A 17,250-nucleotide genomic window follows, 5' to 3' on the forward strand; every position below is an offset into this window, starting at 1 on the left:
GATGGGTGCGGCACGCAAGAGCGACTCGGGCGACATGGCGCGGACGGAACTGCCGGAGGATCTGACGGAGGTCTCGGACTTCTTCCGTGCGATCGGCAAGCAGATCAAACTCCTACGGGAGCAGGCCGGACTGACACAGAAGCAGCTCGGCGAGACCATCGGCTACGGCGAGCAGTTGATCAGCGCGGTGGAGCGCGGAGTACGGACCCCACAGCCTGAGTTGCTGATCGCGGTGGACAAGGCACTCAACGCCGGTGGCCTGCTGGCCATCGCGGCCGATGACGTCATGAAGGCTCGGGCCAAGACCCGATTGCGGCACCCGGCGTGGTTCCGAGGCTATGTGAGCCTGGAGGACGTGTCGGTCGAAACGCACGACTTCGCCACTCTCGACATCCCTGGGCTGCTTCAGACCGAAGCACACGCCCGAGCGGTCTACGCGATGAGACAACCGGCTTTGTCCGAGGAGGTGATCGACATGCGGGTGGCAGCGCGAATGGCACGCCAGGAAGTCCTGACCCGTTGGCCTCGCGGGATGTTCAGCTGGGTGATCGACGAGAGCGTACTGCAGAGACCGCTTGGCGGCTGGGACGTGCATGCGGAACAGCTCCGCCACCTTCTGGAGATCGGTCGGACCCGTGGAATGGTCATCCAGGTGCTGCCGCTGGACAGAACCGAACATGCCGGGATGGGTGGGCCATTCATCCTGATCACCCCCAGGGGCCGGGCCCAGCACGGCTACATCGAGGTACAGACGAGCAGTAGGCTGATCACCGATCCGGACGAGGTCCAGGTCATGAACGCGCGCTACAACATCCTCAGGGCACAGGCTTACAGCCCCGAGGAGTCCCTGGCCTTGATCGAGAAGATCCTGGGAGAACGATGAACACCGAGCCGGAATGGTTCAAGAGCAGCTACAGCGGCAACGAGGGTGGTGCCTGCGTGGAGGTCGCCGAGACCCCCGGCACCGTCCACGTGCGTGACTCCAAGGACAAGAGCGGCCCCCAGCTGGCCTTCGAGCCGGCCACCTGGGCGGCCTTCGTGAAGTTCGCCGCCACCACCGAGGTCTGACACCTTCCGGACCTCCCTCAACGGCCCACCGCCCTCCCGGCGGCGGGCCGTTGGCGTACCGGCTGCCACCTGACCCCACCCGACAGATCCACTCTGTACGGGCCCGGGCCGGCGCGTGTCAGCCGCTGACGCTCTCCTTGCCGTTCTCGATGTGGCCCATGAAGCGGCGCCGGTAGGAGGAGTCCCCGTCGACGGTGAGGGTCAGGTCGTACCAGCCCTGCGCGTCATCGGCGGTCCACGTCACCACGACAGGCTGCCCGTTCGCGGGGACGTCGTACTCCTTCGCGGGAACCTTGCTGTAAGCGTTCGGAGTCAGCTTCACCTTGAGGGCCGACGTGCCCCGGTTGGTGATCGACAGCTTCAGCTCCCGGGTGACCCCGTCCACCGTCGTGGCGACATCGACCAGCGCCGCGCCGCCCGTGGTCTCGCCCGCGAACTCGCGCCGGAAGCCGTTCGGCCCGGTGAGGGTGAAGTTGTAGGCGCCGTCCTTGACCGGAACGGCCTCGGCGGCGGTGCCGAGCACGTCGAAGTGCTGGGGGGCGTCGTACTCCTCGGCGTACGGGTAGAGCGCGAGGTGCGCACTGGCCTCGCCACTGTTGTACATCCGCAGGAAGAAGGTGTTCGTTGCGGTATCGAGCGACCCGTGCGCGTCGGGCCGGTAGGGCAACGGCCGCGCGCGGCGGGGCCCGGATCCCTTGTACAGATCCTCGATGGCCGTGGTGCGGGCGAAGTCGAAGACCGACGACAGGTCGCCCGCCACCGTGCGGCGCCACCGGCTGATCGCCGGCTGGCGCACGTCCAGCCAGTTCTCCAGGAAGCGGACCTGCGAGGTGTGGTCGAAGACCTGGGAGTTGACGTAGCCGCCGACCGTCCACGGGGACACCGCGATCATGGGCACCCGGGTGCCCAGCCCGATGGGCAGGTTGTCCACGAACTCGTCGGCCCACTGCCGCGCCGGCACCGGCGGCGGGACATGGTCGAAAAGGCCGTCGTTCTCGTCGTAGCTGATCAACAGGACGGTGGAGTCCCACACCTCGGGGTTGGAAGCGATGGCATCCAGGACCTGGTGGACGATCTGCTGACCGTACCCCGGGGACGAGTTCCCGGGGTGCTCCGAATCCCGCGCCGAGGAGACCAGGTACGACACCTGCGGCAGCTTGCCCGCCTCGACGTCGGCCTTGAACGCCTGGACGAAACCGCGGATGTTCTCGACTCCGCCTCCGTTCTTGCTGGGCCGCTGACGGCGCAGTCCGCGCTCGAAGAGGCTCCGATCAGCACTGGACAGCTTCTTGACCTCGCCGTCCAGAGCCTCCAGATCGCTGTCACTGATGTCGTCGGGCCCGGGAGGATAGCGGTCGTCGTCCACCGGATGGTAGAAACGGTACATGCTCACATATTTCTTGGGCATCCCCTTCAGAACGGAGGCGGCAATTCGTTTGAACCTGTCGTGGAATTCCAGGTTGTTGTCGTAGAAATTGTCCCACTCCTGGTAGACCTGCCAGGACACCCCGCTGGCCTCCAGCAGTTCCGGGTAGCTCGTCCAGTTGTAGGCCCCCGGGTCCCCTGGATCCCTCTCCCGACCATGGGCGTCGGAGCCGGTCACCCGATTCCCGGTGGGTTCCCAGCCGCCGAATCCGGAGAAGAGGTAGTTGCGGTTGCTGGTGGTCTCGCCCATGACGGACGAGTGGTAGCCGTCGCAGACGGTGAAGGCATCGGCCAGTTTCCGGTAGAACCCGACCACCTCGGGCTGGTCGTAGTAGCCCATCGTGTTGGCGGCCTTGGGATGGCCCTTGTCCCGCTTGGCCTCGATCCAGCGGTCCCACCAGCCGTCGTGCCAGGCCTGATGACCGGAGCCCCAGTCGTGGACGATGTCGGCATCGTAGTCGACTCCGGGGGCCGGCCACTGGTGCGGCCCGACGTGATCGTCGCCGTCCGGCTGCTCCACGATCGCGGTCCTGCCGTCGGGCAGGAGGACCATGTTGCGGTCCTCGAACCCCCGCACACCGTCGGCTCCCTTGCCGAAATAGTGGTCGAACGAGCGGTTCTCCTGCATCAGGAGGACGACGTGCTTGACCGCGCCGAGCCCTCCCTTCGGCGGCTTGCGCTTCATCGCCTCGATCACCGAGGGCGGAAGGTCGGGCGGGACTGCTTTGTCGGACATTCTCGTCTCCCTGGGTGCTTTCGTGGCTCCGCGCGGACCGCCCGGCCGGATAGCCGGCCGGGCGGTCCGCCTCGGCGAAGCGTCAGTTCTGGGTGAGGCTCTTCCACTCGCCGAGCGGGGCCGGCCCGTAGGTCTTCTTGTCCTCGTGCGGTTCGCCGTCGGCCACGTTGATGCGGACGAACTGGTCACCGGAGAAGACCCAGTACTCGTTACTGGCGTCCGGAACCTTCATGACGGCGTCCACCGTGGTGAAGTCGGACAGGCTGGGCCAGTCCGACCGGATCGAGCCCTCCTGGATGAACCTCTCCCCGTACGGGTGCGTGCTCTTGACCTCGATCTCGATGCGCCGGTACTTACTGCCGGAAAACACCCAGAACTGGGTCGGCTTGTCGGGGACGGCCATGACCGCATCCACGTGACTGAATCCCATGATGGATCCCTTTCAGGGTCGTGTGTCTTTTGCGGCGCCCAGCGGTCGATTCGGGCGACCGCGCTTCAGCACCACAGTCAGCGTACGCCCGATCACTGCGAGTCGCATTTTCGGGAAATCAACAGAAGTTCGTGCAGGATCAATCTTTCCCGGGGAGCAAGATTTCCCTTTTCAGTGGACGGCGTCGACCTGGTCGGGAATCACGTCGCCCGCGTCGTCGCGCACCGGCCCCGCCGTGCCGTCGGGCCCGGTGTAGGCCGTGGTGGAGCAGGGGTACCGGCAGGGCAGGGCGGGCAGGGGGTCGATGAACATCGGGTTCACCAGCCACTTCCCGTCCTCGTTGCGGTAGGCGTGGCACATCAGCTCGGGCGCCTGCCGGTTGATCGCCAGACGGAGTCCCGTCGCATCGCCCACGAAGGTGACGTCGGTGGTGGAGTCCCCGGCGGCGAACGCCTGGCGCTCGGCCTCGGGGGCCCGCTGGAAGGCGGCCTGGCCCTGGATCCCGAGGATGTCCTGGTTGATGAAGCAGCGCTTGCCGTCGATGTAGGTGATCACGGAGTCCGCCGGCGCGCCGCCGCAGTCGGCCAAGTGGGCGGTCAGCTTGCCACTTTCGGTCTTGTTGCGGATCCCGATCACCTCGTCGGCGGCGAACCCCAGGTCCTCGGCCCAGACCCGCACCACGGGCTCCGGGGAGGCGGAGACGACGCGCACGTCGAAGCCCGCCCGCCGCAAGGTGCCGACCAGGTCGCGCATGTGCTCGTAGTACCGCACCCAGACGGTGCGGACGGCCTGCGCGGAGTCCGACGGGGACGCCGCCAGGCTCTCCGCGCGGGCCTGGCGGGCGAACCCCGCGACCTCGTCGAGCGTGTGCCCGGCGAGGAGCTGTGCACCCCACGCGTAGGCGGGGTTGATGCGCCGGTGGTCGAATCCCGCGAAGGCCTCCGCACCGCCGGTGGTGGTGTGCTCGCCGTACACCGAGAGGATCTCGGCCGCGCACCCGGCGTTCGTGGGAAGGGGGCTCCCGGCCGTGGCGGCATCCCCGCAGGCCTTGCTCAGGGCCGCGACGGCCTCGGCGGTCAGGTAGCGGCTGGTGGTCGACCAGTCCTGACCGGCGGGTTGGAGGATCTTGTCGTTGCGCAGCAGCCAGGACATCGTCGCGTCGCCGACGTCGTTCTTCACCAGCGTGTTGTCCCAGTCGAACAGGGCCAGCGGGTGCGCGTCCGGTCGGGTGCAGCTGCCGGACGTGTCGATGAACTCCTGGAGCTTCTGCCGGTTGTCCCCGTACCAGGTCAGACGCGCGTCCAGCGTCGGGCAGTTCGCCGCCGAGGCCGACGGGGCAGAGGCGAGGGGCGGCGCACCTGCCGCCAGGGCGGCGACGAGTGCGATGCGAACCGCCCAGCGGGGAACCCTCACGAGGTCGCGGCGGGTCTGCGGTCGAGGTAGATGTAGGCCCCGCCGACGCCCTTGTTCAGATCGGTGTCGATCCTGCTGTAACCGGACGGCGGCTCGACCTTCGGGTCGTGCTCGCCCCAGGAGGTGATCAGCAGGTCCTCGATGGGCCCGTGACCCGCGACGGCCGTTCGGGTCACCGCCATGAAGAGCGGATGAGGTTTCGAGTCCTTGTCGACAGCGCCCTTGTTGAGGTCCACGAGGATCTTCTCGTAGCCCTTGGGCGGCTTCTCGTCCCCGACGAGGATGCGGATGTCCGTGATCGGGCGGTCCTGATCGCACCGCTCGTAGACGAGGTACAGGAAGTCGCCCGACGCGCCGCTGTTGAGGTCGGTGTCGAGCTTGTGCCAGCCGGTGGGCACCTGAGCCGGTTGATGCTCGTAGGGATCGAGGATGTTCACGTCCGTGATGCAGCGGCCCATGGGGATGCTCCTTCGGCCTTCCGGATGACCCCGTTCGCCCGGGCGGAATCGCGGATCGCGGAAGGACCGGCCGGGCTGGGGAACGGTTCGATCGTCCCCGACCCGATCCCGGCTCGCGCGGGAGCCTGCACCCTCCCAGTGAATCCCGGCAGGCCGCGCCGGTGCCGGGCCTCAGCGTCCGCCCGAAGCCCGGACCAGCAAACACACGTAGGAGCGGTCCTCCCGCTGCGGGTTCGGCTGTTCCACCCGCGCCGTGACGGTGAACCCGGCCTGTTCGAGGAGTTCGACGAGCCGCCCGGCCGGGACGAGGTGCGAGGCGTACGTCACCGGGTGGCCGTATGCCCGGGCCGGGCGCAGCAGTTGGTCCTCGCCGACGTGGCCGCCGAGGAGGAGGTGGCCGCCGGGCGCGAGGAGGCGGTGGAACTCGGCGAAGAGCGCGGGCAGTTGATCTGCCGGGGTGTGGTGGACGGAGTACCAGGCGAGGATGCCGCCGAGGGTGCCGTCGGGCAGGTCGAGTGCGGCCATCGAGCCCTGCAGGAAGCGCAGTTGGGGGTGGGCGTGGCGGGCGAGCGCGATCATCCCGTCGGACACGTCCACCCCGAAGGCCGACAGCCCCAGGCCGCTGAGGTACGCCGTCACCCGCCCCGGTCCGCAGCCGAGGTCCGCGACCTCGCCGCCGCCCGATTCCCGTACCAGCTCGGCGAAGGCGGCGAGCATCGCCCGGGACACCGGGTCCATGCCCTCCGGCGGGACGACGAGGCGGAGGTAGTCGGCGGCGACGGTGTCGTAGGACTCCCGGACGGCGGCGAGGTGCGCGGGGTCGTTCGACGCGAGGTCGGTCAACGCGGGGTCGTTCGACGCGGGGTCGGTCAACGCGCGGCCTTGGCGGCCCTGGTGGCGCGCTCGGCGAAGACCTTCTCCCGGCGGTCGGCGGTCTGCTTCATCATCCGCTTGCGGTCGCGGGCGGAGAGCCGGTCGATGTAGAGCCCGCCGTTGAGGTGGTCGGTCTCGTGCTGGAGGCAGCGGGCGAAGTAGCCGGTGCCCTCGATGGTGACGGACTCGCCGTGCTGGTTGAACCCGCGCACCACGGTCCGGGCCGGGCGGGCGAGCCCGGTGTTGGCGCCGGGGACGGAGAGGCAGCCCTCGGTCTCCTCGATGAGCGCGCGCCCGGGCTCCTGCTCCTCGACCACGGGGTTGAGGATGTGGCCGGTGTGCCGGACGCCGTCGTCGTCGGGGCAGTCGTAGACGAACAGGCGCAGGTCGACGTCCACTTGGTTGGCGGCGAGGCCGCAGCCGTCGGCGACGTGCATGGTGGCGAACATGTCGTCGATCAGCCGGGCGAGGCGCTCGCTGCCGAAGTCCTCCTCGGTGGCCGGGCGGCAGGTGCGGCGCAGGATCTCCTCCCCCACCTCGGTGATCCGCAGGACGGTCGGGCGTTCGCGCAGCTCGGACACAGGCACTCCCTCGATGGACTTGCTGTCAGCTTTGCAAAGTAGCAGACTTTGCAAAGTGACCGAAGACCTCGTCAGAACCGGCTCCCTCCCCGAGCACGCCGTCCGCACCGCGCTGCTGGAACTGCTCGCCGAGCACGGCACCGTCACCTCCACCGAGGCCGCCGCCCGGCTCGGCCTCAGCTCGGGCCTCTGCTCGTTCCACCTGCGGCAGCTGGCCCGGTACGGGCTGATCGAGGAGGCCCCGGCCACCGACGGGCGGGCCCGGCCGTGGCGGCTGCCGACGGCCCGACGGGCGGAGACCGACGGCGGGTTCGGCGAACTGGCGCGCGGCCTGGAGGACGAGAGCCACCGGCACTGGCTCGCCCGGCGCGCCGAGGCCCCGGCCGAGTGGCAGCAGGACGAGGCGTTCAGCGCCGTCGTCCATCTGACCCCCGCCGAACTGGCCGCCGTCGCCGAGGAGTTCCGCCGGGTACTGGCCCGCTACCGGGGCCGCGAGGCCGACCCGGCCACCCGGCCCGCCGGGGCCCGCCCGGTCGCCGCCGTCGCCCGGCTCTTCCCGCTCCTCGACCAGTAGCTCAGACAGCGCGCGACCGCGCCCGCACCGCCCGCACCAGCGGCCCCGCCACCAGCCCCAGCGCCGCCCCCAGGACGACCCCCTGCACCCCGTCCCAGACGTCCTGCACATCGCAGGCCCGCCCGATCGCCGGCACCGCGTAGTGCACCGCCGACACCGCGAACGGCAGCACCGCCGCACCCACCAGCGCCACCACCGCCCGCCGCCGCGTCCCGGCCAGCGCGGCCGCGAAGCCGACCGGGGCGTAGGTCGCCAGCTTCAGCTCGATGTGCCGCACGTGCAGCAGCTCGTACGGCGAGCGCGGCCGGCCGCCCTCCACGGCGCAGTGCCGGACGGCGCCCTCGGTGAGCCGGAAGGCGTCCGGCAGCAGCGTCGCCACGACCACCCCGCCGAGGCCGAGCAGCAGCACGAAGCCCACCACCCAGTGGGCTCGCAGCAACCGCCCCACCGGCCGGTTCCACAGGGCCGCGGGCACCAGCGAGAGCAGCAGCCCGGGCCAGAACATCGGCATCCCGCCGAGCACCGTACTGATCACGCCTCAGACGGACGCCCCGGGCACCCGCCCGGTTCTCGCTCCGACGGGGAAAAACCGACCGCCGCGCCCCCTGGCCCGGAGGCCGGGTCAGTGCGGGATCGAGGAGATCAGCTCCTGCGCCCCCTGCCGCTTGAGCGCCAGCGCCACCGAGGTCCCGAGGTCCTCCGGGCTGAGCGCGCCCGCCCACTCGTGGGCGTCCAGCACCCGCTTGCCGTCCGGGGTGAAGACGCGGCCGCGCAGCGAGAGGCGGCCGTCCCGCTCGGCCCGGGCGTAGCCGGCGATCGGGCTGTTGCAGTGGCCCTGGAGCGCGTGCAGGAACATCCGCTCGGCCGCCGCCTCGCGCCAGGTGTCGTGGTGGCCGAGGCCGGTGACCGCCTCGATGGTCGCGGTGTCGCCCTCGCGGCACTGCAGGACGAGGATGCCGGCGCCGATCGGCGGGCACATCGCCTCGATGCCGAGCACCTCGGTGATCCGCTCCGGCCGGCCGATCCGCTCCAGGCCGGAGACGGCGAGCAGCAGGGCGTCCACGTCCCCGGCGTCCAGCTTGGCGAGCCGGCTGTTGGCGTTGCCGCGGATCGGGACGCACTCCAGGTGGGGGTGGGAAGCGGCGAGCTGGGCGACCCGGCGGACGGAGGAGGTGCCGATCCGGGTGCCCGGCGGGAGCGCGGCCAGCGGCAGGCCGCCGGGGTGGACGAGGGCGTCGCGGATGTCGTCGCGGCGCAGGTAGGCGGCGAAGACGGTGCCGGCCGGCAGCGGCCGGTCGGCGGGTACGTCCTTGAGGCAGTGCACGGCGACGTCGGCCTCTCCGGCGAGCAGCGCGGCGTCGACCTCCTTGGTGAAGGCGCCCTTGCCGCCGAGCTGGGCGAGATCACCCGTCCAGCGGTCGCCCGAGGTGGTGACGGGCACCACCTCGGTGCGCAGGCCCGGCTGCAGGGCGGCGAGTTCGGTGCGGACCCGCTCGACCTGGGCGAGCGCCATGGGCGAGGAGCGGGAGACGATGCGGATCAGCTCAGCGGTGGCCATGGCGCGATGATAGGCGTCCTCACAGCCGTGATTGAGCATGCGTCAGCCGGTAGGGCGCACGCGGCGCGGGATTCCGCAAGCCCGGACAACACGGGCGGCCGGTCGGGAGTCCCGACCGGCCGTCGTCACCGCTGCGCGGGCTCACTCGTTGTGCAGCACCTCGGCGATCGGCAGCCGGGCCGCCGAGCGCGCCGGGACGAGCGCGCCGAGGACGGCGATCGCGACGCCGGCGAGGGCGAGGCCGACGAGCAGCGGGGCGCCCCAGACGTCCATCGTCGCCTCCGGGAAGTTGATGATCCGGACGTTCTCGGCGATCAGCCGGTGCACCACCACCCCGACCGGGATGCCGATGATGCCGCTGACCACGCCCTGCCAGGCCACCGAGGTGACCGTCATCGCGACGACCTGCCGGGGCGTCATCCCGATGGACTTCAGCATGCCGAGGTCGCGGCGGCGCTCGCGGATGGTGAGCAGCAGGGTGTTGAAGACGCCGAGCGCGGCGACCACCGACAGCAGGACGCTGAAGGTCGTGCTGAAGGTCTTGATCGCGACGACGGGCCCTGCCGAACCCGTCGTGACGATCGAGGACGAGAGGCTCGGGTCGGCGGCCGTGACGGCCTTCCGGTAGGCCTCGGCGTCGGCGCCGTCGGCGAGCCGCACGTCGTACTCGACCACGTGCGGGTCGGGGGTGAGCAGGGCCCTGGTGGCGTCGTTGGAGGAGATCGAGTTGGCGTTGCCCTGGATCTCCTCGCCGACGAGGGTGACGGTGGTCTGCCGGCCGTCCAGGACCAGGGTGAGCCGGTCACCGAGCCTGATCCCGTGCTGGTCGAGGAAGGCCGGCCCGGCCTCGACCTCGTTCAGCCCGGTCGCCGGGCGGCCCTCGACCACGTCGAGCCGCCGGTGGTCGACCATGGCGTCGCCGCCGTAGAAGTTGGCGAAGACGGGCTGGGGCTGTCCGACGACGCCGATCCGGACCAGTCCGCGGACGGAGACCCGCTCGGCGCCGGGGGCGGCGTGCAGCATCGCCTCGGTCTGCTCCGGGGTCAGCCGGGGCTCGGTCCCGTTGCCCGCGAAGTGGCTGGTCTGCACATTGACATGGGTCCTGCCGTCGGCCGAGTCCATGACCTTGGTCAGGGTGCTGCTCAGACCGGTGGTCACGGTCACGGTGACCACCCCGAGCGCGATCGCCGCGATGGTCAGCGCGGTCCGGGCCGGGCGGGCGAAGGGCTGGCCGAGACCGAGGCTGACGGCGCGCGGCAGCCGGGTGCCGCTCAGCCGGCGCTGGACCTTCAGCCCGCGTCCGGTGCGCGGCGCGCTGCCGGCCGAGATGGCCTGGGCGGCGGAGAGCCGGTGGGCGCGCGAGGCGGGGACGAGCGCGGCGAGGACGACCAGCAGCGGGACGCTGATCAGGGTGGCGGCGGGCAGCCAGCGGGCCGGCTCGATCACGGCGGAGCCGGTCGAGATCCCGGAGAACGCGGTCCGGAGGATCGGGTACGCCGCCGCCCAGCCGGCCGCCGTCCCGAGGACGGTGCCGACGACGGCGGGCACCGAGACCATGGTCAGGTAGACCGTGACCACCTGGCGCGGGGTGAAGCCGATCGACTTCAGCACGCCGATGTGCCGGTAGCCGGAGACCACCGCGCCGCTCACCACGTTGCCGACGATCAGCGCGGCGACGATCAGACCGAGCACGCCGAAGACCGTCATCAGCGGCAGGTAGGCGTCGGCGCCCGCCGAGAAGGCCTGCTTGAGCACCAGGTACGACTGCGCGCTGGTGAGGGCGTCCTTGGGCACGCCCTCGGTGGCGGTGCCGAGCGAGGCGGTCAGCTGCTGCTCGGTGGCCGCGTCGGTGAAGCGGTAGAGCATCTGCCGGGCGGTGGGGTGCAGGGCGGCCGCCTGCGCGGGGGTGACCCAACCGCCGGAGGACTGGCTCATGCCGGTCGCGAAGCCGACGACCGTGAGCTTCAGTCCCGTGCTGGTGACGAGCTGATAGCCGAGGTTCCTCGTCCCGGAGCCCCCGGCCGGGTTGTTGACGACCACCTCGCCGGGCGCGGTGGCCCAGCGGCCGACCAGCAGGTCCACCCGGTCCACCGGCGCGTTCGCCGGGTCGGCCCGGCCGACCAGGGTCAGCGGTCCGGGCGGGCGGCCGACCCAGTCCGTGGGGATCTCCACCACGGCCTGGTCGAACGGTCCGGCGGCCGCCTCGACGCCCGGCCGGCGGGCGGTGGCGGCCAGTTGCTCCGCCGAGGCCTTGGCCGGGTCGAAGGCGGCGGTGACGTGCGCACCGCGCTCGGCCTCGAAGGCCGCGTCGAACGGCGCCCGGGCGGCGCTGATCACCGCGAGGGCGAGCAGCACCGTCGCGGTGGAGCAGAAGACGACCAGGCCGATCACGACGGTCTGCACCCGGCGGCGCTTCACGGCCGCCCGGGAGGCCCGCCACACCGCGCCGCTCATGACTGCGGCTCCAGCATCCGCTCGTTCGCCACGCGGCCGTCCGCCATCTCGACCAGCCGGCTGGCGCAGCGGGTGGCCAGGCCGGGGTCGTGGGTGACGATCAGCAGGGTCTGCCCGATCTGGTTGAGGTCGATCAGGAGGTCCATCACCTGCTCGCCCGAGCGGCTGTCCAGCGCGCCGGTGGGCTCGTCGGCGAGCAGCAGGGCCGGGCGGTTCATCAGGGCGCGGGCCACCGCGACCCGCTGGCGCTCGCCGCCGCTGAGCGTCGCCGGGTAGACGTCCTTGCGGTGGGCGACGCCGAGTTCGTCCAGCAGTTCCAGTGCCCGGCGGCGGGCCTGGCGGGCGTTGGTGCCGGTCAGCTGGGCGGCCAGGGCGACGTTGTCGAGGGCGGGGAGGTCGTCGATCAGGTTGAAGAACTGGAAGATCATGCCGATGTGGCGGCGGCGCAGGAGGGCCAGTCCGTTCTCGTTCAGCCCTCCGAGGTCCTGGCCCTGCACCCGGACGGTGCCGGCGGTGGGCCGGTCGAGTCCGGCCACCATGTTCAGCAGGGTGGACTTGCCGCACCCCGAGGGGCCCATCACGGCGACCGCCTCGCCCGCGCGGATCCGCAGGTCGACGCCGTCGAGCGCCTTGGCGTCGCCGAACTCCTTGTGGACCCCGGACAGCTCGACGACGACCTGCGCGTCGCCCGGCCGGGAGGTCCCGTCGTGGTCGTTGCTCATGGTGGACGACCGTAGGCGCGGGGCCGTCGCCGGCACGTCCCACCCCGGGTGTAACCGCGGGCGGCCGTAGTACCCGGGATGTACGGGGGCGGCACCCCCGGATGATGTGGATCATGCCGTGACCTGGGAGGCTGGTGCCGTGTGGGGATCGGGGTGGGAGTGGGCGGCCGTCGCGACGGCCGGGGCGGCGGCCGCGGCGGCCTGCTGGCTGGCCGTGGCGCTGGCCCGGGCGCGGCGGCTGCACCGGGCGGCCGTCGGCGAGCGCGGCTGGCTGCTGGAACGGGAGCGGGAGAGTGCCGCCCGGACCGCCGTGGACGCCGAACGGGCGCGGATCGCCGCCGAGTTGCACGACATCGTGAGCCACAACGTGAGCCTGATGGTGGTGCAGGCCGGGGCCGCGCGCGAGGTGCTGACCACCATGCCGGAGGAGGCCGCGGCGGCGATGGCCGCGGTCGAGGCGGCCGGGCGGGACGCGATGACCGAACTGCGGCACCTGCTCGGCCTGCTCGCCCCCGCCGCGGACGGCGGCGAGGAGCCGGCCGCGGACGGCTTCGCGCCGCAGCCCAGCCTGAGCCGGCTGAGCCCGCTGATCGACCGGTTCGCCTTCGCCGGGCTGCCGGTCGAGGTGCGGATCTCCGGCGAGCCGCGGCCGCTGCCCGGCGGCATCGACGTGACGGCGTACCGGATCGTCCAGGAGGCACTGACCAATGCGCTCAAGCACGGGGACGGGGTGACGGCGGAGGTGACGGTGCGCTACGCGGACCACTACCTGCGGGTGGAGGTACTGAACAGCGGTCCGAGCGTGCTCTCCGGGGCACCCGCCGCGCCGGCCGGGCCGGGGCCGGACGGCGCCGGGCGCGGGCTGCTCGGCCTGCGCGAGCGGGTCGCGGTCTACGGCGGCGACCTGGACGCCCGGCGCCGGATCGGCGGCGGCTTCCGGGTCCGCGCCCGGATCCCGCTGGACCGGCCGTGACGGGGGGCCGCACGGACCCGGAGCAGCCGCCGGAGCGCCGTCCGCGGGTGGTGATCGCCGACGACCAGGAGCTGGTCCGCACCGGCTTCCGGATGATCCTCACCGCGCGCGGCATCGACGTGGTCGCCGAGGCCTCCGACGGCGCCGAGGCGGTGGCCGCCGCCGTGCTGCACCGCCCGGACGTCGCGCTGCTGGACATCCGGATGCCCGGCACGGACGGTCTGGAGGCCGCCCGGCAGATCCTGGCCCGGGTGCCCGGCTGCCGGGTGATCATGCTGACCACCTTCGACCTGGACCACTACGTCTACGCCGCGCTGTCCGCCGGGGCCAGCGGTTTCCTGCTCAAGGACGTCACCTCGGCCCACCTCGCCGCGGCCGTACGGCTGGTGGACACCGGGGACGCGCTGCTCGCCCCCTCGATCACCCGGCGCCTGGTCGAGCGCTTCGCGGCCGGCGCGCCGCGCCCGGCCCCGGGTTCCGAGGGCCCGGCGCTGCACCGCGACCTCGCCCCGCTGACCCCGCGCGAGGCGGAGGTGCTCACGCTGCTCGGGCGCGGGCTGTCCAACACGGAGCTGGCGCGCGAACTGACGCTCAGCGAGTCGACGGTGAAGACCCATGTGGCCCGGATCTTCGCCAAGCTGAACCTGCGCGACCGGGCGCAGGCGGTGGTGCTCGCCTACGAGACCGGGCTGGTCGCGCCGGGTGGCGGCTGACCGTCAACTCGCGGCCCATCCGCGCCGATTCGCATGACTATCATCCGAATCTCACTCATTGGAGTTAACTCTTCACCGAATTCCCCTTTTTGCCAATTCATGGGGCACCATCTGCATGTCCACGCCCGAGCCGGACCGACACACCTCGGGCGCCACCCCCCGGCATGACGACAACACTTGGACCGGCCCGTGACCACCAACCCCCCCGTGTGGGACTGCCCCTTCCACCACACCGACGGCCTGGAGTTCGACCCCCTCCTGAAGCGACTGCTCACCGAGGACCCGGTCGCCAGGATCCGGCTGCCGCACGGCGAGGGCGAGGCCTGGCTGGCCACCCGCTACGAGGACGTCAGGGTCGTCACCACCGACCGCCGGTTCAGCCGCGCCGCGGGCATCGGCCGCGACCTGCCCCGGATGACGCCCGCCCCGATCGCCCAGGCCGAGGCGATCAACCTGATGGACCCGCCCGCCCACAACCGGCTGCGCCGGCTGGTCGCCCAGGGCTTCACCAACCGCCAGGTCGAGCGGATGCGCCCGGCCACCCAGCGGACCGTCGACGGCTACTTCGACGAGATGACCGAGCACGGCGCCCCCGCCGACCTGATGCGCTTCCTCGCCGACCGCCTCCCGCTCGCCACCATCTGCGAGCTGCTGGACGTCCCCGCGGCCGACCGCGCCGAACTGCGCGGCCACGCCGTGGCGATGATGCGGATGGGCCCGGGCAGCCGGGACGGCCAGGAGGCCGCCAAGACCGCCCTGCGCGGCTACTTCGCCGAGCTGACCGCCGAACGCCGGGCCCACCCCGGCGAGGACCTGATCAGCGCCCTCGCCACCGCCCGCGACGGCGACGAACTGCTGGACCCGGACGAGCTGACCGTCATGGCGATGGTCCTGCTGGTCACCGGCCACGACACCAGCACCTACCAGCTCGGCAACCTCACCTACACCCTGCTCACCCACCCCGAGCAGCTCGCCGAGCTGCGCGCCCGGCCGGAGACGCTGCCGCGCGCCCTGGAGGAGCTGCTGCGCTTCGTCCCCTTCCGCCAGGGCGTCGGCATCGCCCGGGTCGCCACCGAGGACGTCGAGCTGGGCGGCGTGCCGATCCGGGCCGGCGAGGCCGTGCACGTCTCCTACCTCACCGCCAACCGGGACCCGGCGGCCTACGAGCGCCCCGACGAACTGGACCTCGACCGCGACGCCGGGCCCGTCAACATGACCTTCGGGCACGGCCAGCACCGCTGCCCCGGCTCGCACCTGGCCCTGATGGAACTGCAGGTCGCCATCGGCACCCTGCTGCGGCGCTTCCCCGGCCTGCGGCTGGCCGTCGACCCCGCCGAACTCGACTGGAACTCCGGCTCGATCTGGCGCTTCCCGCGCACCCTGCCGGTGGCCTGGTAGCCGACTCCCCCACCTGCCGCCGCCCGCCGCCGCCCGTCACCCGCGGCCGCGCGGCGCCCGTACCGCTCCACGCATCCACCGGCCTGCCACCAGGCCCCCAGGGGAGACCCACCCATGGCAACTCTCTGCCGCCCCGCGATCGGCGTGCCCGAGCACGTCATCACGCTCGACGAGACCCTCGACCTGGCCCGCACCCTGCACGCCGGCCACCCCCAGCTCGGCCTGGCACTGCGGCTGATCGAGAACACCGGGGTGCGCACCCGGCACCTGGTCCAGCCGATCGAGCGGACCCTCACCCACCCGGGCTTCACCGTCCGCAACGAGGTGTACGAGCGGGAGGCCAAGCGACGCGTCCCCGAAGTGGTCGAACGCGCCCTCGCCCACGGCGAGTTGACCGCCCGGGACATCGACCTGATCGTCTACGTGTCCTGCACCGGCTTCATGATGCCGTCGATGACCGCCTGGCTGATCAACACCATGGGCTTCCGCGCCGACACCCGCCAGGTGCCGATCGCCCAGCTCGGCTGCGCGGCCGGCGGCGCCGCCGTCAACCGGGCGCACGACTTCTGCCGCGCCTACCCGGGCGCCAACGTGCTGATCGTCGCCTGCGAGTTCTGCTCGCTCTGCTACCAGCCGACCGACCTCGGCGTCGGCTCGCTGCTCTCCAACGGCCTGTTCGGGGACGCCGTCGCCGCCGTGGTGATGCGCGACAACGGCGGGTACGGCGTACAGGTCGAACGCAACGGCTCGCACCTCGTCCCGCACACCGAGGACTGGATCTCCTACGGGGTCAAGGACACCGGCTTCCACTTCCAGCTGGACAAGCGGGTGCCCGGCACCATGGAGATGCTCGCGCCCGCGCTGCGCGCCCTGGCCGGGGAGCACGGCTGGGACGTCTCCGGACTCGGCTTCTACATCGTGCACGCGGGCGGCCCGCGCATCCTCGACGACCTGTGCCGCTACCTCAACCTGGAGCCGGCCACCTTCCGCTACAGCCGGGCGACGCTCACCGAGCGCGGCAACATCGCCAGTGCCGTGGTCTTCGACGCCCTGGCCCGACTGTTCGCCGACGGCGGCGTGCCCGAGGGCACCACCGGACTGATCGCGGGCTTCGGACCGGGCATCACCGCCGAGATCTCACTGGGCAGTTGGGTCGGCGCACCGGCCGAGGCGCCGCGCCCGCGCCGCCCGCGAGCCATCTCCACCTCCGACATTGCCCTCGTCCATCCGACCGCCCCCCACCGTTTCCCGGCCGGCACTACCATCGCCGAATGACTGACACCACGGACCGCGCCGACACCTCCGCCAGAGCCGCCGAACTCGCCGCGAGGTTCCCGGCGTTGCACGCACCGCAGTACTGGAGCTGGGGGCGGTTCGACGCGCAGTTCTCCACCGAGCTGCCGCCGGACGCGCTGGTCACCAACATCCACCTGGTCGGCTTCGCGGACGGTCGGGTGGTGCTCTGCCGGGACGACCGGGACCACTGGTTCCTGCCCGGCGGCACCCGGGAGCGGGACGAGAGCATCGCCTCCTGCCTCGCCCGCGAGCTGGGCGAGGAGGCGGGCGCCCGGCTGCTCGGCGAGCCGCACTGGCTGGGCGCGCACCGCTGCCGCACCGAGGACCCGACGCCCTACCGGCCGTGGCAGCCGCACCCGGAGAAGGCCTGGCTGTGGGGCTGGGGCGAGGTGGCGCTGGATTCCGCGCCGACCAACCCGACGGACGGCGAGCAGGTGGTCGAGGTCCGCGCGGTGCCGCCCGCGGAGGCCCAGCGGCTGCTGCTGACCGGGCACGACGCCTGGTGGGGCGAGCTGGTCACGCTGGCGGTGGACCTGCGCCGGCAGGCCGGCCTGGGCTGAGAGCCCGGCCCCGACGGC

Annotated in this window: 18 protein-coding genes; 8 read left to right on the forward strand and 10 right to left on the reverse strand. The window is 71.9% G+C overall.

From position 1 onward, the window contains the following. Position 1 precedes the first annotated feature (1 nt). On the forward strand, positions 2-883 hold the full coding sequence (locus ACFVUY_RS16030; RefSeq protein WP_387730383.1) for a Scr1 family TA system antitoxin-like transcriptional regulator: 882 nt from the start codon (positions 2-4) through the stop codon (positions 881-883). Continuing rightward, a complete protein-coding gene (locus tag ACFVUY_RS16035) occupies positions 880-1,068 on the forward strand; it encodes a DUF397 domain-containing protein (protein WP_387730386.1) in 189 nt (62 codons plus the stop codon). The genes ACFVUY_RS16030 and ACFVUY_RS16035 overlap by 4 nt, the downstream gene beginning before the upstream one ends. 118 nt (positions 1,069-1,186) lie before the next feature. Here ACFVUY_RS16035 and ACFVUY_RS16040 read toward each other — a convergent pair whose 3' ends face one another. The 6 genes from ACFVUY_RS16040 to def all read right to left on the reverse strand — a co-directional run bounded on the left by ACFVUY_RS16040 (position 1,187) and on the right by def (position 6,990). Then, positions 1,187-3,229 (reverse strand): alkaline phosphatase family protein, encoded by a 2,043-nt coding sequence (locus ACFVUY_RS16040; RefSeq protein WP_387730389.1) that lies wholly within the window; start codon positions 3,227-3,229, stop codon positions 1,187-1,189. 82 nt (positions 3,230-3,311) lie between these two features. Continuing rightward, positions 3,312-3,659, reverse strand: coding sequence for a hypothetical protein (locus ACFVUY_RS16045; RefSeq protein WP_387730391.1), 348 nt, complete (start codon positions 3,657-3,659; stop codon positions 3,312-3,314). A gap of 171 nt (positions 3,660-3,830) precedes the next feature. Next, positions 3,831-5,072, reverse strand: a complete 1,242-nt coding sequence (locus tag ACFVUY_RS16050) for a haloacid dehalogenase-like hydrolase (protein ID WP_387730393.1) — start codon at positions 5,070-5,072, stop codon at positions 3,831-3,833. Further along, positions 5,069-5,530 carry a hypothetical protein gene (locus tag ACFVUY_RS16055; RefSeq protein WP_387730395.1) on the reverse strand — a complete coding sequence of 154 codons (462 nt, stop codon included), beginning with the start codon at positions 5,528-5,530 and terminating at the stop codon, positions 5,069-5,071. Before ACFVUY_RS16055 ends, ACFVUY_RS16050 begins: the two co-directional genes overlap by 4 nt. 171 nt (positions 5,531-5,701) lie before the next feature. Beyond that, positions 5,702-6,403, reverse strand: a complete 702-nt coding sequence (locus ACFVUY_RS16060; RefSeq protein WP_387730397.1) for a class I SAM-dependent methyltransferase — start codon at positions 6,401-6,403, stop codon at positions 5,702-5,704. Then, the gene (gene def, locus ACFVUY_RS16065) at positions 6,400-6,990 is read right to left on the reverse strand and encodes a peptide deformylase (RefSeq protein WP_387730400.1); all 591 of its coding nucleotides are present in this window, start codon (positions 6,988-6,990) and stop codon (positions 6,400-6,402) included. Before def ends, ACFVUY_RS16060 begins: the two co-directional genes overlap by 4 nt. A 49-nt stretch (positions 6,991-7,039) precedes the next feature. Here def and ACFVUY_RS16070 point away from each other — a divergent pair, with 49 nt between their 5' ends. Then, positions 7,040-7,558, forward strand: a complete 519-nt coding sequence (locus ACFVUY_RS16070; RefSeq protein ID WP_387730403.1) for a helix-turn-helix domain-containing protein — start codon at positions 7,040-7,042, stop codon at positions 7,556-7,558. 1 nt (position 7,559) lies between these two features. On the opposite strand, the gene ACFVUY_RS16075 is transcribed toward ACFVUY_RS16070, so the two are convergent. The 4 genes from ACFVUY_RS16075 to ACFVUY_RS16090 form a co-directional block, all read right to left on the reverse strand. Further along, positions 7,560-8,093, reverse strand: coding sequence for a hypothetical protein (locus ACFVUY_RS16075; RefSeq protein WP_387730405.1), 534 nt, complete (start codon positions 8,091-8,093; stop codon positions 7,560-7,562). An 87-nt stretch (positions 8,094-8,180) separates the two neighbouring features. After that, positions 8,181-9,116, reverse strand: coding sequence for a hydroxymethylbilane synthase (gene hemC, locus ACFVUY_RS16080; protein WP_387692948.1), 936 nt, complete (start codon positions 9,114-9,116; stop codon positions 8,181-8,183). Positions 9,117-9,257: 141 nt separating this feature from the next. Beyond that, positions 9,258-11,570: an FtsX-like permease family protein gene (locus ACFVUY_RS16085; protein WP_387730407.1), complete on the reverse strand. Its 2,313-nt coding sequence runs from the start codon at positions 11,568-11,570 to the stop codon at positions 9,258-9,260. Then, positions 11,567-12,292 carry an ABC transporter ATP-binding protein gene (locus tag ACFVUY_RS16090; protein ID WP_359915332.1) on the reverse strand — a complete coding sequence of 242 codons (726 nt, stop codon included), beginning with the start codon at positions 12,290-12,292 and terminating at the stop codon, positions 11,567-11,569. The genes ACFVUY_RS16085 and ACFVUY_RS16090 overlap by 4 nt, the downstream gene beginning before the upstream one ends. A 118-nt stretch (positions 12,293-12,410) precedes the next feature. Between ACFVUY_RS16090 and ACFVUY_RS16095 the strand changes: the two genes are divergently transcribed. The 5 genes from ACFVUY_RS16095 to ACFVUY_RS16115 all read left to right on the forward strand — a co-directional run bounded on the left by ACFVUY_RS16095 (position 12,411) and on the right by ACFVUY_RS16115 (position 17,232). Further along, positions 12,411-13,265 (forward strand): sensor histidine kinase, encoded by an 855-nt coding sequence (locus ACFVUY_RS16095; RefSeq protein WP_387730410.1) that lies wholly within the window; start codon positions 12,411-12,413, stop codon positions 13,263-13,265. Then, the gene (locus ACFVUY_RS16100) at positions 13,262-13,978 is read left to right on the forward strand and encodes a response regulator (protein ID WP_387692953.1); all 717 of its coding nucleotides are present in this window, start codon (positions 13,262-13,264) and stop codon (positions 13,976-13,978) included. Before ACFVUY_RS16095 ends, ACFVUY_RS16100 begins: the two co-directional genes overlap by 4 nt. A 189-nt stretch (positions 13,979-14,167) precedes the next feature. Next, positions 14,168-15,376, forward strand: a complete 1,209-nt coding sequence (locus ACFVUY_RS16105; protein ID WP_387730412.1) for a cytochrome P450 — start codon at positions 14,168-14,170, stop codon at positions 15,374-15,376. Positions 15,377-15,490: 114 nt separating this feature from the next. Beyond that, positions 15,491-16,651 (forward strand): type III polyketide synthase, encoded by a 1,161-nt coding sequence (locus ACFVUY_RS16110; RefSeq protein ID WP_387730415.1) that lies wholly within the window; start codon positions 15,491-15,493, stop codon positions 16,649-16,651. Continuing rightward, positions 16,648-17,232 (forward strand): NUDIX hydrolase, encoded by a 585-nt coding sequence (locus ACFVUY_RS16115; protein WP_387730418.1) that lies wholly within the window; start codon positions 16,648-16,650, stop codon positions 17,230-17,232. Before ACFVUY_RS16110 ends, ACFVUY_RS16115 begins: the two co-directional genes overlap by 4 nt. Positions 17,233-17,250: the final 18 nt, after the last annotated feature.

Source organism: Kitasatospora sp. NPDC058063 (assembly GCF_042885395.1).
Classification (GTDB): domain Bacteria; phylum Actinomycetota; class Actinomycetes; order Streptomycetales; family Streptomycetaceae; genus Kitasatospora; species Kitasatospora lactacystinica.